We start from the raw sequence: 15,277 nt of genomic DNA on the forward strand, positions 1-15,277 counted from the left end.
TTTTTGCGGGTTTTAAAAGGCATGAAGTGCATTCAGGACGGAATGAAATGCATCAGCGGCGGAATGAATGGCATTGCGAAAAATAACCTGCCGCTGAATTTTTCAAAGAAACATCGTAGATCAGAAGCGCGCGCTCACGCCCATCATGTAGGAGTAGTTGGTGCCAGCAGACATGTTATCGGCCTGCGAGAGCGCGGCATAGGCGGCCAGATGTGAATTTAATAACATATCTGCCCCCAGAGTCACATCAACCCAGTTGCCATCCTGCGTTGAGGTTGGCGTACGGTTAAGCCCGGACTGCGCTTTCCATTGGTTTTCGCCAAACTGCTGGTTGTAGCTCACCTGCGCCCACGGGCGGATCCCTAACCACGGATGCGAATCAACGCGCCAGCCCAGCGTACTGACGCTGGCATGCCACAACGCATCGGACTGCGAAACGCTGTTCACCGTATCGCCGAATTCATTCCACATGAAGCCCGGCGAACCGTCGTAGTGCCAGGCGGCGACGGGGCCCATCGTCATATTTTCCGTCAGCGGAATATTTAAGCCGATGCTCATGGTTTTAGTCGCATCCAGCGGGGTGTTATCCGGCAAATTCATATTGACCCCGGCCCCCATCTGCAGTGCCTCAATGCGTTCGGCAAGGATATCGTCATAGCGCGGTTGGTGATCGCTATCCCATGTATAGCGCTCGGCAGTATTACTTTGCCCATCAGACACGATATATTCCTGTTGCCAGGCATTTGCATGTGGCGAAAGTAACATCCACACAAAGCCCGATGCCGGAACAGCACATCGCCAAAGGCCATTGCATTTCTTATTATTCATTAATTGACTCCACTAAAGAGCCAGATTCGGCAATTATTGTTATGTTTTTAGAGGGGAACTCCCCTGTACTAACTATTGCTATTTTCTTATCAGCGTCAAGAGAAGTGCAGGGTTTTATTATCAGGCGTGATCCATCAACAAAAACAGGGAGAATCAAATGCAACGCTGCGGTTGGGTAAGTCAGGATCCGCTGTACATCGCGTATCACGACACTGAATGGGGCGTGCCCCAAAGGGATAACCAGGAGCTGTTTGAGATGATCTGTCTGGAAGGACAGCAGGCCGGGCTTTCCTGGATTACCGTACTGAAAAAACGCGAAAACTATCGCCATGCGTTTCACCATTTCAACCCGGTCAAGGTCGCCGCAATGACCGAAGCCGACGTGGAGCGGCTGGTGCTGGATGCCGGCATCATTCGCCATCGGGGAAAAATTCAGGCCATTATCGGCAACGCTCGCGCCTTCCTGGCGATGGAAGCCAACGGCGAATCGTTTAACGATTTTGTCTGGTCGTTTGTTGATAACACTCCAATCGTCACCCAGGCTGCCGAACTGAGCGGCATTGCCACCTCAACGCCCGCCTCTGATGCGCTATCTAAGGCACTGAAAAAACGCGGCTTTAAGTTTGTTGGCACCACGATTTGTTATTCCTTCATGCAAGCCTGTGGGCTGGTCAACGACCACGTCACCCACTGCTTCTGCCATCCTGGAGCTCAGCATGATAAGAAAATGGAACACTAGCCAGTTTGAACCGCTGTTGGGGCTCTGGCTGGAAAGCACTACCTACGCTCACCCGTTTATCGCCCCCCAGTACTGGCAGGAGAGCCTGCCCATCGTGCGCGACACCTATCTCCCGGCGGCAGAAACCTGGGTCTTTGAGGAGGAGCAGCGGCTACAGGGGTTTGTCAGCGTGATTGAAGCAAGGTTCGTTGGCGCGCTGTTTGTCGCGCCGAACCTACTCCACCACGGCATTGGTAGCGCGCTGCTGAGCGTCGTGAAGCAGCGCTTCTCCGAGCTCAGCCTGGAGGTGTATCAGAAGAACAGCCGGGCGGTGAATTTCTACCACGCGCAGGGTTTCCGTATTCAGGACAGCGCGTGGCAAGATGAAACCCGGCATCCGACCTGGATTATGCATTGGCAGGCGGATCAAACGCCGTTAACGTAAGCGCTGGCCCCGCATATTTTTCAATCCAGGCCAGCGCCGTATTCCCCGCGCACCCGTTCCCCAGCCGAGAGCTGGGGATATCTTTGGTGAGAACATTCACCGCACCGTTTTTACAGATACCGTCCGCCTGAAGGTCTAAATCCGGCCATGCCCCTTCATGCAGGCAGATTACGCCGGGCTTGATGTCCTCACTCACCACCGCACCCGCCAGCACCTGCCCGCGATGGTTCCAGACGCGTACCAGATCGCCATCGTTAATCTGCCGTGCCTGCGCATCCTGCGGGTGCAGCGTTAGTGGCTCACGCCCGGCAACCGCATAGCGTTCACGCAGCGTCGTATGGTTGAGTTGGCTGTGCAGGCGATGCGCCGGATGGGCGGACAAAAGCTGAAGCTGGCCCGGCTGCGCATTGCCGTGCCACTCGTCTGGCTCCAACCACATCGGGTGCGGCGGGCAGTCGGGATACTGGAAGCTGGCAATACGCTCGGAGTAGATTTCAATTTTACCGCTTGGCGTTTTCAGCGGATTTGCCTGCGGGTCAGCGCGAAACGCGCCGAAGCGCACAAAGGCGGCGTTCTGCTCGCTCTCCGGCATCTCAATCAATTCGTTGGCTTGCCAGAATTCAGCAAACGGAGGTAGCGTCACCTGCTGGCTGGCTCCGCGCTGCCCGGCAATGTGATAGAAGGTTTCCAACCATTGAAGGTCGTTTTTCCCTTCGGTAAAGCGTGCATGTCCGCCGGTTTCCCAGCGCTCGCTGAGGTCGGCAAACACCTCAAAATCATCGCGCGCTTCATCACGCGGCATCACCACTCGCTTCATTGGCACCAGGTGCTGATTACTGTAATCGCCGGTCATGGTGAGGTCGTTACGTTCAAACGAGGTAGTGGCTGGCAGCACGATATCGGCATGGCGTGCCGCTGCCGTCCAGTTGCATTCGGAGATGACGACCAGTTCCGGTTTTTGCCAGGCGCGAATCAGCCGGTTGGTATCCTGATGATGGGTAAAGTTGGCACCCCCCGCCCACCAGACGAAGCGGATATCCGGGAAGTGGCGATCCAATCCGTTATGCTGGTACGGCGCGCCAGGGTTTTCCAGCGCCTCGACGATTCGCGCTACCGGGATTTTATCAACGGCATCAACGCCATCTTTCACCGTACCCTGCATTGATGCCAGCACCGCCGCGCGACGCGTCGGGTTACCGCCGTTCGCAAAATGATAAGAGAGGCCAAAGCCGCCACCCGGCGTGCCAATCTGCCCCAGCATGGCGGCAAGCGTCACCAGCATCCAGTGCTTTTGTTCGCCAAACTGCTGGCGCTGCATTCCCCAGCCAGACATCAGCATGGTGGTGTTTTTGTGAAAGATATCCGCTAGTTCGCGAATTTTATCTGCACTAACGCCACAGATTGCAGCCGCCCATTCAGCGGACTTCGCCTCATCGTCGTTTTTACCCAGCAGGTAATCAGCAAACGTCGGGAAACCGGTGGTGCAGCGTGATAAAAAGTCGGTATCGTGCCAGCTATTGACTAAAAGCGTATGGGCGATACCCAGCATCAGCGCCACGTCCGTGCCCATATGCGGCGCAATCCACTCCATCGACTCACCAAAAAAGGCAACGGTTTCCGATCGCATCGGATCGATACAGATCAGGCGTTTACCGCTCTTTCGCAGTTGTTCAAAATAGGGCAGCCCCTGTTCGTCAGAAGCGTTCCAGGCAATCTTCAGCGTATTCATCGGGTTGGCGCTCCACAGCACCACCACATCGGTGTGCTCCAGCACCATTGGCCAGCTGGTCTGCTGCTGATAGACCTCGTTGCCGCCCACCACGTGCGGCATGATCGCCTGCGCCGCGCCGGTAGAGTAATCGCCCAGATGCCCCGTATAACCGCCCGCCAGGCTCATATAACGCTGAAGCAGCGTCGCCGCTTTGTGTAACACACCATTTGAACGCCAGCCGTAAGATCCCGCAAAAATGGACGACGGCCCGTAGCTTTCACGAATACGACGGTGCTGCTGGTCAATCAGCGTCAACGCCTCGTCCCAACTCACCCGCACAAACTCATCCTGGCCGCGAACGCCTTGAGGCTGGCTCGGCGATGCCAGAAAGCCCTTACGCACCATCGGGTAGCGTACGCGCGTTTTGCTGTGCACCTGATCGCGGACCACGCTTTGCAGCGAATTGGTGAACGACGTTTTCAGCACACCGCGTGAAGAGAGCACGCGATCGCCGTCGGTCTCAACCCACATGGGGCCCCAGTGGGCGGCAGTAAGGATAGTTTTCGTGGTCGGTGAATGTGGCAAAGCAAGCTCCCGGATAGCTGATGCAGGTAGTTCGGCGACGTTTTGTTCATCGCTCAATGTTTTTTACAAAAAGACAAAATCTTCCGGGAATTTTCCCCGGTTTTGCACGTCATAATCAACCGCCACACCTGCCGTGGCAAAGAATAAAAAGGATTAAGGAAATAAGATGAAAAAACGCATGCTCATGATTGCGGCCCTGGTTAGCGGCGCACTGGCCGTTTCCGGCTGTACCACTAACCCGTATACCGGCGAACAGGAAGCCAGTAAAACCGGCATTGGCGCAGGCCTCGGGACACTCGTGGGCGCGGGTATCGGCGCGCTGGCCTCGTCTAAACACGATCGCGGCAAAGGCGCGCTGATTGGCGCGGCGGCTGGTGCAGCCGTTGGCGGCGGCGTGGGCTATTATATGGATGCTCAAGAAGCCAAACTGCGTCAGAAAATGCAGGGGACCGGCGTGAGCGTCACGCGTAACGGCAACAATATCGTGCTGAACATGCCAAACAACGTCACCTTCGATAGCTCCTCTTCCACCCTGAAACCCGCAGGGGCTAACACCCTGACCGGCGTGGCAATGGTGCTGAAAGAGTATGAGAAAACCGCGGTGAACGTGGTCGGCTATACCGACAGCACCGGCAGCCAGCAGTTGAACATGACGCTGTCGCAGCAACGCGCTGACTCCGTAGCCAGCTCGCTTATCACCCAGGGCGTGGCCGCTGCTCGTATCCGTACTTCCGGTATGGGCCCGGCAAATCCTATCGCCAGCAACAGCACTGCTGAAGGCAAAGCGCAGAACCGTCGCGTAGAAATCACCTTAAGCCCGCAGTAATCCCCTGCCGGGTAGGGCCTGCGCTCTGCCCGGCTTTCATCCCTCCCTATTTTCTGGGCTGGCACTTTTCACCTCGCTGTGGGATTGTTAAGCCTGCTAACGATCAACTCTTCCTTCTTCAATCCATGGAGATCCCCATGAAGCCGTCCGTTATTCTCTACAAAGCCCTGCCCGATGATTTGTTACAACGCCTGAACGATCATTTCGCCGTCACCCGCGTACCCAACCTGTACCCGGAGACTGTGCAACAGCATGCTGAGGCGTTCGCCAATGCTGAAGGGCTGCTGGGCTCCAGTGAAACCGTTGATACCGCTTTGTTAGAGAAGATGCCGAAGCTGCGTGCCACCTCCACCATCTCCGTGGGCTATGATAATTTCGATGTCGATGCGCTAAACGCTCGTCGCATTCTGCTGATGCACACGCCGACGGTGCTAACCGAAACCGTAGCCGATACGCTGATGGCGCTGGTATTAAGCTCCGCTCGTCGCGTGGTAGAAGTGGCCGAACGTGTCAAAGCAGGCGAGTGGAAACAGGGCATCGGCCCGGACTGGTTCGGCATCGACGTACACCACAAGACGTTGGGGATTGTCGGGATGGGGCGTATTGGTATGGCCCTCGCCCAGCGCGCGCATTTCGGCTTCAACATGCCGATTATCTACAACGCCCGACGCCATCATCCGCAGGCGGAAGAGCGCTTTAATGCCCGCTACTGTGATTTAAATACGCTGCTGGAAGAAGCCGATTTTGTCTGCCTGATCCTGCCGCTGAGCGAAGAGACACACCACCTGTTCGGCGCCGAGCAGTTTGCCCGTATGAAATCTTCCGCCATCTTTATTAACGCCGGCCGTGGCCCGGTAGTAGACGAGCAAGCGCTGATAACCGCGCTGCAAAACGGTGAGATCCACGCCGCCGGGCTGGACGTATTTGAGCAAGAGCCGCTGCCGGTGGACTCCCCGCTGCTGAAGTTACCTAACGTGGTGGCGTTGCCGCATATTGGTTCCGCGACGCATGAAACCCGCTACAACATGGCGGCCTGTGCGGTGGATAACCTGATTGATGCGCTGCAAGGGAACGTGGAGAAGAACTGCGTGAACCCGCAGGTTGCGGGATAAACGACGCTGCCCGGCATCGCGCCGGGCAGCCATAATGCTTATCTGGTGGCGTTAACTGCTGCGGTCCACGCCTGGCTAAACGCCTGGTGCTGTGCCGCCAGTGGGCCAATCAGCGAGTTGTACTGACTTGCCTGCTGCGAAGTTGGGAACTGGATACCGTTCGCCACGAAGCTCACCTGAGTACCCTGCTGCGCAACAAAATCACCCACCTGCACCAGCTGCTGTGTGAACACCTGCGCGGCTGGGATCAACGGCTGCAGCGCATCGGACGGGCCGGTCACCACTTTGCTGTACACCTGATCAAACACCGGCTTCAGGTCATCTGCCTGCTTCAGCGCAGCGTGCGCGGCATCAGCCTGCATTTTCGCATTCTGCAGCTGCTGGCTCAGAACGCCCAGTGAACCATTAGCCTGACGCAGCGGCTCGCGCTGGGTCATGTAATCCTGCGGCACGCGAATCGCGTTAACGCTATCAACCACCGGACGTAAACCTGCATCCATCGCCTGGCTTACCTGCTGTGAGTAGCCATAAATAACGGCGTAGTCGGAAACAAAAGGTCCGAACTGTTTTTTCTGGTCAGCGGTCAGCGTCGGCAGGCGTTCACCGCCGCGCATAACGGTATTCTGCAGGAAATCGACGAATGCTTTACGCTGATCGCCTTCCTTGTCAAAACACCCACTCAGGCTAACCACCATTAATAACGCCGCAACAGGCGCAAACCAGCGAGAGCAGGACTTTCCTGTCGCCATTTTCATACTCCTTCAGCCAAAAAAAGCGCAAACCGGCACACGCGTGCCTAACGGTGACAAGGATAGTCCAGAGCCGCGCCGCAAGATACCTTTTTCATACGTTCTCCGGCGGTTACCGCAAAATGTTAACAAGCTGTTGCATCCATCACATTTATCATCGCGAAAACCCGGTACAAAAACAGAAATAACACACTGATATATCGCTATTTTTCATCTAATAACAAGCCAATTCATCACGGATAGCGCGATAATCGCACACTTCCTGACCACAGCGGATTGTTGTCCTGCGGCATAAGTGATTTTATTTAACGAACGATTAACGACAAAACGTTCGATAATCGCCCAAATACCTCAATACCAACGAAGAAGATAAGCGTTGAAAAAACCACTTCTTCGCACCGATTAGCAGGAATTACCGCATGACAACACAGACAACAACGGATATTCAGGCTTTTATCAACCGCCACCCCTTCTCAAAGTACCAGTGGATGATTCTGGTGCTGTGCTTTGTGACCGTGGCGATGGACGGCTTCGATACCGCCATTATCGGCTTTATTGCCTCCGACCTGGTTCAGGAATGGGGCGTGCAAAAATCTGACCTCGGCCCGGTGATGAGCGCCGCGCTGGTAGGCCTTGCCGTTGGCGCACTGACCGCAGGGCCAATGGCCGACCGCATTGGTCGTAAGAAGGTACTGGTGCTGTCGATTCTGGTCTTTGGCGGCTTCAGCCTGATTACCGCCTTCGCCACCTCGCTAACGCAGCTGACGGTTCTGCGTTTCTTAACCGGCCTGGGGCTTGGTGCCGCCATGCCAAACGCCGCAACGTTAATGAGCGAATACGCGCCAGAGCGCCGCCGCGCGCTGCTGGTTAACCTGATGTTCGTCGGCTTCCCGATTGGTTCATCAATGGGCGGCTTTATCTCCGCATGGATGATCCCGCATTACGGCTGGCAGAGCGTACTGGTGCTGGGCGGCGTAATGCCGCTGGCGCTGGCGGTCGCGTTAATTTTCCTGCTGCCGGAGTCGGCCCGTTATCTGGCGGTCAAAAACCGCTCTCAGCAACAGATTGGCAATATTCTGCGCCGCATTGCCGCGCTGCCAGAGAACACTCGCTTTGTTCTGCAGGAAGCAGGCCAGGTCAAAGAGCAGTCGGCGCTGGGGGTCATTTTCTCCCCGCGCTACCTGGTCGGAACCATCATGCTGTGCCTGACCTACTTTATGGGCCTGCTGATCTTCTACCTGCTGACCAGCTGGCTACCGCTGCTGATCCGTGAGACCGGCGCAACGTTGAGCCAGGCTTCCGTCATCACCGCGTTGTTCCCGCTCGGAGGGGGAATTGGCGTGCTGGTGCTGGGCGCGCTGATGGACAAAATCAACCCGAATAAAGTGGTAGCGGTGGGCTACCTGCTAACCGGCATCTTTGTCTGCCTGGTGGGCTTCTCTACCAGCAACCTGGTGCTGATGGGCGTGATGGTATTTATCGCGGGGACGATTATGAACGGCGCACAATCCTCGATGCCAGCGCTGGCCGCCGGCTTTTATCCAACCCAAGGGCGTGCAACTGGCGTGGCCTGGATGCTGGGCCTGGGGCGCTTCGGCGGGATCCTCGGTGCCTTCAGCGGCGCCTTCCTGATGCAGGCAGAGCTGTCGTTTAAGACAATTTTTGCCCTGCTGGCTATCCCCGCAGTACTGTCGGCCATCGCGCTAATGGTGAAGTACGCGGCCGGTAAAAATCAGCAGAATCAAAGCGACAACGCAGCGGCAACGCTGCCTGAATCGGCACAAAAGGTCTGATATTTGACCCCGGCAGTGCGCTGCCGGGGTCAAATAACGTTTTTTACAAACCACTCACAAGTATAAATAGTCATTATTTATCAATTAATTAATAATCAATGCCAATGCTAAAACCCCAGGGGCTTTGCAATTTTTCCGTAGATAACGTTTGCTTTTGCGATAAGAAGTATGCGTTAATACATCCACGGTTTGACATACAGACCACAAAGCAGTTGAGTAAAGCAGTTCCCTTCAAGGTTATCCATTGGTACCCCTCGTAGTGACATTTCCTTTACGCTTTAAATTCTGTAAAGCATGCCATATCGCCGTAAGGCTCAATTAATTTTTAAAGGTAATTTCTATGTCCGGTAAAATGACTGGTATCGTAAAATGGTTCAACGCTGATAAAGGTTTCGGCTTCATCACTCCTGACGATGGTTCTAAAGACGTGTTCGTACACTTCTCTGCTATCCAGAACGATGGCTACAAATCTCTGGACGAAGGTCAGAAAGTTTCCTTCACCATCGAGAACGGCGCTAAAGGCCCAGCAGCTGGCAACGTAACTTCCCTGTAAGTTAACGCCGCTAAGAATTGAAAATCCCTGCCTTATGGCGGGGATTTTTTTTATCTATAGCGCGGTAAAATGCCAGCCTGACTCGCACCACTCCAGCGCATGGGTCAGTTTCAGCCCCTGTAAGAACGCCTCGTCGTGAGACACCACCAGCATCGCCCCTGGAAAATCAGCCAGTGCCGCCTCAATCGCCTGTACCGATGCCAGATCGAGATGATTGGTCGGTTCATCCAGCAGTAAGAGCTGTGTTGATTCTCGCCGCCACAGTACGCAGGCCAGCGCCGCCTTTAACCGTTCACCACCGCTGAGCGCCGATAACGGCAGATTCACTTTATCCGCCCCAAGCTGTAGCTGCGCCAGCCGGGTACGCAGCCCCCCTTCTTCGAGCGGTGTGTCACCCGCGCGAAGATGGTCCATTACCGATAACGATAAGTCGAACTGGCTAAGATGCTGATCCAGCCAGGCGGCAGCAACCGACAGCTGGCAACGCCCGGCAAGCGGTGTTTCAAGACCCATTAGCGTTTTAAGCAGCGTGGTTTTTCCGCAGCCATTGGGGCCACGTAGTGCTACCCGCATCGGGCCATCCATACGCCAGTCGAGCGCTGGATGTGTCTGATGTGCCAGCTGTAGCGCCTCCAGCACCAGCACCTGCTTACCGCAGGGCACCACACTACCGGGCAGAGTAAACATTACCGGCGTATCCTCTTCCACCCGCTCCCGCGCCTGCTTCACCGCACTGTCCAATGCACCCTGCTGCTCACGATGCTGGCGCAGCAGTGTACCTGGCCGCTCTTTTGCGGCTCCTTTGTACTTCACTCGTTCAAACGATGCGATATTGAGAGAATCGACGGTGCGGAGCGTTTTAGCTGAACGCCTCTGGCAGTCATCATGCTCTTTGTGCTGCCTGGCACGCGTGCGGCGGCGTTCAGTGGCAGCATGATCGAGCGCGGCTCGCGCTGCCTGCTGCTCCGCATCACGCTGCTGTTGATAGTGCTCGTAGTTGCCACCATAGCTGCGCAGCGCCGCAGGGGTCAGCTCAAGAATGCGCGGCATCCGCGCCAGCAGCTCCCGATCGTGGCTCGCGATCAGCGCCCCGCCCTGCCAGGCATTGAGTTGTTGATAGAACCACTCGCGTCCTGGCCTATCCAGATGGTTGGTGGGTTCATCAAGCAATAGAAAATTGGCACCGGAGGTGAACGCAGCGCAAAGTAGCGCTTTGACCCGTTCGCCACCGCTTAAGGAGCCAGCCAGCCTTAGCGGGCTAAATTCATCCAACCCTGCGCCCTGAAAAGCGACATGGAGCCGGTCCGGTAGATTCCAGAAACCGTCCAGCTTCTCGATGTCGTCATCATGGGGCTGGCCTCGTTCAAGACGCTGCAAGGCGGCGAAAATTGCCTCATGACCCAACAGTTCCGCCAGCGTGGTCTCCGCTGAGGCCGCATGCTGCTGAGCGACATAAGCGCAGGATACAAAACGTTCGATATGCCCGTCTGCGGGGTCATCGACGCCAGCCAACAGTCGTAGCAGTCGGGATTTACCCACACCGTTGCGCCCAACCAGACCACAGCGCGAACGTTCCAGCGATAAATTCAGCGGGCCAAAAAGGGTATCACCCGTCGCAAACTGGCAGGTAACCTGATGTAAAATAAAAGAAGGGGATTGCGCACAATGGGCCATAAGCACTCCTGAATGAAATCAATAGTTCCCCTGCTTGCGGCAAGCGCCCAGCAAGGATTCGAATTCAGCAGGTGTGTTTGTCCATTTTCAGTGTGCCTCAGTGAGACGAGGGGTTCGTCGCGGCAAAGAATAAACGCATTGCGCCTGCCATTTCAAGGTTCTTTTTTGCACAATCTTCATATCCATAAAAAAGGCCTTCCGCGAACGGAAAGCCTTAATATTATTTTGGTAAATAAAATAGGGTGCATTGAGCCTGCATAACGCCGCAATAGAGGCGGGGAATATCCCCCGCCGTACGCCCTTACTGTCTAATACCGCAGGCTAAAGATGCCGCTAATTCATTGTTTCCTTGCTTAATATGCGATTCACATAATGAATCACGAACCATCCAGGTAAATAATAGAATAGTGAGACATATCACTATCAAACTACACAACATAGATTTTTGCGGCATCCTTTGCCTCCTGTGTTGATTTTCAACAAGTAAGAGGCTAACCTTATGGTGTTCATGCATAGAGTTGGCCTCACTTTGATTTAACGTCAGGTGGGGCTTTTCTCTGTCTGCCATCGGGCGAATACCTGAGACAGACAGTCTCAAGCACCCGCAATCATTCTACCTTAAATATTAAACCATCTTACTTTGATGTATTCATAAAATATTTTTCAACCATGAACACCTATAAGCATATATATTAAAACTGGAATTATTAATGGTTCAGGTAATAATATCTCAGACATAAAAAAACCTGCCCGAGAGCAGGTTTTTATTTATAAGCAGAACAATTACTGCAGCAGCGAAATATCCGCTACCTGCAAGAACAGATCGCGCAGTTTAGACAGTAGCGTCAGACGGTTCACGCGCACGTTCTGGTCTTCAGCGTTAACCATCACGTTCTCGAAGAACTCATCCACTGGCTCACGCAGAGCAGCCAGTTCAATCAGCGCATCCTGATAACGACCTTCCGCAAAGTACGGCTGCAGCTTGTCGCGCAGCACAACCAGGTTACCCGCCAGCTTAATTTCCGCCGCTTCTTTCAGCACGGAAGCGTGAACGATATCGTTCAACGTCTCGTCAGATTTCGCCAGGATGTTGGATACACGCTTGTTGGCCGCAGCCAGCGCAGAGGCCTCTTCCAGAGTGCGGAAGTGGGACACCGCCTTCATACGGGCATCGAAGTCTGCCGGACGAGTTGGACGACGTGCCAGTACCGCCTGAATGGTGTCAACGGTGTAGCCTTCGTCCTGATACCAGGCGCGGAAACGACCGAGCATGAAGTCGATAACTTCATCCACCACTTTCGCGTTGGTCAGCTTGTCACCGTACAGACGTACCGCTTCTTCGGTAAGGGTCTGCAAATCCAGCGGCAGGTTCTTCTCAACGATGATACGCAGCACGCCCAGCGCGGCACGACGCAGCGCAAACGGGTCTTTGTCGCCTTTCGGATGCTGACCAATACCGAAGATACCCGCCAGGGTGTCCATCTTGTCAGCAATCGCCAGCGCACAGGCAACCGGGTTAGACGGCAGGTCATCACCGGCAAAGCGTGGCTGATACTGTTCGTTCAGCGCAACGGCAACGTCTTCCGCTTCACCATCGTGGCGTGCGTAGTGCATCCCCATCACGCCCTGGGTGTCGGTGAACTCGAAGACCATGTTGGTCATCAGGTCACACTTGGACAGCAGGCCCGCGCGGGTTGCGTGGTTGACGTCAGCGCCAATCTGGCCCGCGATCCAGCCGGCCAGCGCCTGAATACGGTCAGTCTTATCGCGCAGCGTACCCAGTTGCTGTTGGAACAGCACGGTTTGCAGACGCGGCAGATGATCTTCCAGACGTTTTTTACGGTCAGAATTGAAGAAGAACTCTGCATCAGCAAGACGTGGACGAACCACTTTCTCGTTACCGGAGATAATCTGCTGCGGGTCTTTCGACTCGATGTTCGCCACGAAGATGAAGTTTGGCAGCAGCTTGCCCGCGTTGTCGTAAACCGGGAAGTACTTCTGGTCGCCCTTCATGGTGTAAACCAGCGCTTCAGCCGGTACCGCGAGGAATTTCTCTTCGAATTTCGCGGTCAGCACCACTGGCCATTCCACCAGCGAGGTAACTTCTTCCAGCAGGCTTTCGCTGAGATCCGCGTTGCCGCCAATCTTACGCGCCGCTTCTTCAGCATCAGCTTTAATTTTGGCCTTACGCATTTCGTAGTCAGCCATCACCATGCCGCGTTCCAGCAGAATCTGCGGGTACTGGTCGGCATTGTCGATGGTGAACTCAGGCTCGCCCATAAAGCGGTGACCGCGGATGATGCGATCGGACTGTACGCCGAGGATGGTCGCCGGAACGACTTTATCACCCAGCAGCAGGGTCACGGTGTGAACCGGACGCACGAAGTGTACGTCAGACGCGCCCCAGCGCATCAGCTTAGGAATGGGCAGCTTAGCCAGCGAATTGGCAATCATGTTCGGCAGCAGTGCTTCGGTGCTTTCACCCTTCACGTGCGCGCGATACAGCAGCCATTCGCCTTTGTCGGTGGTCAGACGTTCAGCCTGATCGACGGTGATACCGCAGCCGCGCGCCCAGCCTTCAGCCGCTTTGCTTGGTTTACCTTCCGCGTCGAACGCCTGGGCAATTGCCGGGCCGCGTTTTTCAACTTCGCGATCCGCTTGCGCGGCCGCCAGATTTGCTACTTTCAGCGCCAGACGGCGTGGTGCAGCAAACCATTCAACGTTACCGTGCGCGAGACCGGCGTTATCCAGCTCTGCCGTGACGTTCGCAGCAAAGGATTCAGCCAGGTTGCGCAGCGCTTTTGGTGGCAGCTCTTCAGTGCCGATTTCCACCAGAAAAGTATTTTCAGACATGGCCGCCTCTTATTTATTCTTGTTGCACATCGGGAAGCCGAGGGCCTCACGGGAAGCATAGTAAGCTTCTGCCACTGCTTTGGTCAGGGTGCGGATGCGCAGGATATAGCGCTGACGCTCGGTGACGGAGATGGCTTTACGCGCATCCAGCAGGTTAAAGCTATGGGCGGCCTTCAGAATACGCTCGTAAGCAGGCAGCGGCAGCGGAGTTTCCAGCGCCAGCAGCTGCTGCGCTTCTTTCTCGTACTGCTCGAAGCAGGTGAACAGGAAGTCCACGTCCGCGTATTCGAAGTTGTAAGTGGACTGCTCCACTTCGTTCTGATGGAACACGTCGCCGTAGGTGGTTTTACCCAGCGGGCCGTCGCTCCAGACCAGGTCGTAAACGCTGTCTACGCCCTGAATGTACATCGCCAGACGTTCCAGACCGTAGGTGATCTCGCCGGTGATCGGCTTACATTCCAGACCGCCAACCTGCTGGAAGTAAGTGAACTGCGTCACTTCCATGCCGTTCAGCCACACTTCCCAACCCAGACCCCAGGCACCCAGCGTTGGGTTTTCCCAGTTGTCTTCCACGAAACGAATGTCGTGAATGGTCGGGTCCATACCCAGCTCTTTCAGCGATCCGAGGTACAGCTCCTGAATGTTATCCGGAGACGGCTTAATCACTACCTGGAACTGATAGTAGTGCTGTAAACGGTTCGGGTTCTCGCCATAACGGCCATCGGTTGGGCGACGGGAAGGCTGCACGTAGGCAGTTGCCATCGGTTCTGGCCCCAACGCACGCAGGCTAGTCATCGGGTGTGAGGTGCCGGCGCCAACTTCCATGTCCAGTGGTTGAACAATGGTGCAGCCCTGACGAGCCCAGTAATCCTGTAAGGTCAGGATCAGGCCCTGGAAGGTCCTGGTATCAAACTTTTGCATATGATTTCGTGCTGGATACGTGTGGATTTAAAGGAAGGAGTCAGTATACCCGCTGGCTGCGAGATATACAGTATGAAACGAGGTTGTTTAGACTAAATTGGGAAAAACAGGCCGGTTTTTGCCGCGAACCTACCTGTTTTAGCTCATGGAGAGATGTAAAAATCGGCCATCGGCATCGAAAGAACAGACAAAACTTTCATTTCGCATGGTATAGCCACGCAGTTCGTAGCTGCCCTGAAAACGTTCAAACCCAGTGACGTCGATTTTCTTCGCCGCCGTGTTATAACGCTCTGCTGCGTTGTCTTTGCACAACTGCTCCATTGAGAGCGAGCGCTCGGAATTCACCCGCGCGCTTTGCGATTTTTGCACCACCGGCGGCTCAGCCGACGAGCACCCGGCAAGCAAAATAAGCGTCAGCAACGTTGGGAGAGATTTCATCATCATTATTATTTATCTTACCGGGCGGTTATTTTAGGCTGTAGCCTTTTACACCACCGCATTGTGCGAAT

Annotated in this window: 15 protein-coding genes; 7 read left to right on the plus strand and 8 right to left on the minus strand. The window is 55.0% G+C overall.

The genetic code is table 11. The annotated features are described in order from the left end of the window. Positions 1 to 120: 120 nt before the first annotated feature. Complete coding sequence (locus ACLGE8_RS05190; protein ID WP_410996964.1) at positions 121 to 828, minus strand: autotransporter outer membrane beta-barrel domain-containing protein; 708 nt, start codon at positions 826 to 828, stop codon at positions 121 to 123. Between ACLGE8_RS05190 and ACLGE8_RS05195 the strand changes: the two genes are divergently transcribed. Genes ACLGE8_RS05195 through ACLGE8_RS05205 form a run of 3 tightly spaced genes read left to right on the plus strand, consistent with a single transcriptional unit; the run spans position 750 to position 1,991 of the window. After that, the gene (locus ACLGE8_RS05195) at positions 750 to 1,007 is read left to right on the plus strand and encodes a hypothetical protein (protein ID WP_333495628.1); all 258 of its coding nucleotides are present in this window, start codon (positions 750 to 752) and stop codon (positions 1,005 to 1,007) included. The genes ACLGE8_RS05190 and ACLGE8_RS05195 overlap by 79 nt on opposite strands. Beyond that, positions 986 to 1,567: a DNA-3-methyladenine glycosylase I gene (gene tag / locus ACLGE8_RS05200; RefSeq protein WP_410996966.1), complete on the plus strand. Its 582-nt coding sequence runs from the start codon at positions 986 to 988 to the stop codon at positions 1,565 to 1,567. The genes ACLGE8_RS05195 and tag overlap by 22 nt, the downstream gene beginning before the upstream one ends. Then, positions 1,545 to 1,991, plus strand: a complete 447-nt coding sequence (locus ACLGE8_RS05205; protein WP_410996968.1) for an N-acetyltransferase — start codon at positions 1,545 to 1,547, stop codon at positions 1,989 to 1,991. The genes tag and ACLGE8_RS05205 overlap by 23 nt, the downstream gene beginning before the upstream one ends. Here the strand turns inward: ACLGE8_RS05205 and ACLGE8_RS05210 are convergent. After that, complete coding sequence (locus ACLGE8_RS05210) at positions 1,954 to 4,287, minus strand: molybdopterin guanine dinucleotide-containing S/N-oxide reductase (RefSeq protein ID WP_410996970.1); 2,334 nt, start codon at positions 4,285 to 4,287, stop codon at positions 1,954 to 1,956. The genes ACLGE8_RS05205 and ACLGE8_RS05210 overlap by 38 nt on opposite strands. A gap of 166 nt (positions 4,288 to 4,453) precedes the next feature. Between ACLGE8_RS05210 and ACLGE8_RS05215 the strand changes: the two genes are divergently transcribed. Further along, positions 4,454 to 5,113, plus strand: a complete 660-nt coding sequence (locus tag ACLGE8_RS05215; RefSeq protein ID WP_035893103.1) for an OmpA family lipoprotein — start codon at positions 4,454 to 4,456, stop codon at positions 5,111 to 5,113. Positions 5,114 to 5,250: 137 nt separating this feature from the next. After that, a complete protein-coding gene (ghrB, locus tag ACLGE8_RS05220) occupies positions 5,251 to 6,225 on the plus strand; it encodes a glyoxylate/hydroxypyruvate reductase GhrB (RefSeq protein ID WP_410996972.1) in 975 nt (324 codons plus the stop codon). 38 nt (positions 6,226 to 6,263) lie between these two features. On the opposite strand, the gene ACLGE8_RS05225 is transcribed toward ghrB, so the two are convergent. After that, positions 6,264 to 6,974, minus strand: a complete 711-nt coding sequence (locus ACLGE8_RS05225; protein WP_185667433.1) for a DUF3053 domain-containing protein — start codon at positions 6,972 to 6,974, stop codon at positions 6,264 to 6,266. 419 nt (positions 6,975 to 7,393) lie between these two features. On the opposite strand from ACLGE8_RS05225, the gene ACLGE8_RS05230 reads away from it, so the two are divergent. Both ACLGE8_RS05230 and cspA read left to right on the plus strand, forming a co-directional pair. Next, positions 7,394 to 8,767, plus strand: coding sequence for an MFS transporter (locus ACLGE8_RS05230; RefSeq protein WP_410996974.1), 1,374 nt, complete (start codon positions 7,394 to 7,396; stop codon positions 8,765 to 8,767). A 340-nt stretch (positions 8,768 to 9,107) separates the two neighbouring features. Then, the gene (gene cspA, locus ACLGE8_RS05235; RefSeq protein WP_035893107.1) at positions 9,108 to 9,320 is read left to right on the plus strand and encodes an RNA chaperone/antiterminator CspA; all 213 of its coding nucleotides are present in this window, start codon (positions 9,108 to 9,110) and stop codon (positions 9,318 to 9,320) included. Between the two features lie 54 nt (positions 9,321 to 9,374). Here cspA and ACLGE8_RS05240 read toward each other — a convergent pair whose 3' ends face one another. From ACLGE8_RS05240 to ACLGE8_RS05260, 5 genes are all read right to left on the minus strand, one after another. Continuing rightward, positions 9,375 to 10,994 (minus strand): ABC-F family ATP-binding cassette domain-containing protein, encoded by a 1,620-nt coding sequence (locus tag ACLGE8_RS05240; RefSeq protein ID WP_410996976.1) that lies wholly within the window; start codon positions 10,992 to 10,994, stop codon positions 9,375 to 9,377. 301 nt (positions 10,995 to 11,295) lie between these two features. Next, complete coding sequence (gene hokA / locus ACLGE8_RS05245) at positions 11,296 to 11,448, minus strand: type I toxin-antitoxin system toxin HokA (RefSeq protein ID WP_410997125.1); 153 nt, start codon at positions 11,446 to 11,448, stop codon at positions 11,296 to 11,298. Positions 11,449 to 11,777: 329 nt separating this feature from the next. Further along, positions 11,778 to 13,847: a glycine--tRNA ligase subunit beta gene (gene glyS, locus ACLGE8_RS05250; RefSeq protein ID WP_410996978.1), complete on the minus strand. Its 2,070-nt coding sequence runs from the start codon at positions 13,845 to 13,847 to the stop codon at positions 11,778 to 11,780. Between the two features lie 9 nt (positions 13,848 to 13,856). Further along, on the minus strand, positions 13,857 to 14,768 hold the full coding sequence (gene glyQ / locus ACLGE8_RS05255) for a glycine--tRNA ligase subunit alpha (RefSeq protein ID WP_035893112.1): 912 nt from the start codon (positions 14,766 to 14,768) through the stop codon (positions 13,857 to 13,859). Positions 14,769 to 14,906: 138 nt separating this feature from the next. Beyond that, positions 14,907 to 15,212 carry a YsaB family lipoprotein gene (locus ACLGE8_RS05260; RefSeq protein WP_410996979.1) on the minus strand — a complete coding sequence of 102 codons (306 nt, stop codon included), beginning with the start codon at positions 15,210 to 15,212 and terminating at the stop codon, positions 14,907 to 14,909. Positions 15,213 to 15,277: the final 65 nt, after the last annotated feature.

The organism is Kluyvera sp. 142486, from assembly GCF_046569695.1.
Taxonomy (GTDB): domain Bacteria; phylum Pseudomonadota; class Gammaproteobacteria; order Enterobacterales; family Enterobacteriaceae; genus Kluyvera.

Bases quoted from the DNA above. Each gene is read 5' to 3' on its own strand.
- ACLGE8_RS05190 (WP_410996964.1), bottom strand. From the start codon at position 828: ATGAATAATAAGAAATGCAATGGCCTTTGGCGATGTGCTGTTCCGGCA.
- tag (WP_410996966.1), top strand. From the start codon at position 986: ATGCAACGCTGCGGTTGGGTAAGTCAGGATCCGCTGTACATCGCGTAT.
- ACLGE8_RS05205 (WP_410996968.1), top strand. From the start codon at position 1,545: ATGATAAGAAAATGGAACACTAGCCAGTTTGAACCGCTGTTGGGGCTC.
- ACLGE8_RS05215 (WP_035893103.1), top strand. From the start codon at position 4,454: ATGAAAAAACGCATGCTCATGATTGCGGCCCTGGTTAGCGGCGCACTG.
- ghrB (WP_410996972.1), top strand. From the start codon at position 5,251: ATGAAGCCGTCCGTTATTCTCTACAAAGCCCTGCCCGATGATTTGTTA.
- ACLGE8_RS05225 (WP_185667433.1), bottom strand. From the start codon at position 6,974: ATGGCGACAGGAAAGTCCTGCTCTCGCTGGTTTGCGCCTGTTGCGGCG.
- ACLGE8_RS05230 (WP_410996974.1), top strand. From the start codon at position 7,394: ATGACAACACAGACAACAACGGATATTCAGGCTTTTATCAACCGCCAC.
- cspA (WP_035893107.1), top strand. From the start codon at position 9,108: ATGTCCGGTAAAATGACTGGTATCGTAAAATGGTTCAACGCTGATAAA.
- ACLGE8_RS05240 (WP_410996976.1), bottom strand. From the start codon at position 10,994: ATGGCCCATTGTGCGCAATCCCCTTCTTTTATTTTACATCAGGTTACC.
- hokA (WP_410997125.1), bottom strand. From the start codon at position 11,448: ATGCCGCAAAAATCTATGTTGTGTAGTTTGATAGTGATATGTCTCACT.
- glyS (WP_410996978.1), bottom strand. From the start codon at position 13,847: ATGTCTGAAAATACTTTTCTGGTGGAAATCGGCACTGAAGAGCTGCCA.
- glyQ (WP_035893112.1), bottom strand. From the start codon at position 14,768: ATGCAAAAGTTTGATACCAGGACCTTCCAGGGCCTGATCCTGACCTTA.
- ACLGE8_RS05260 (WP_410996979.1), bottom strand. From the start codon at position 15,212: ATGATGATGAAATCTCTCCCAACGTTGCTGACGCTTATTTTGCTTGCC.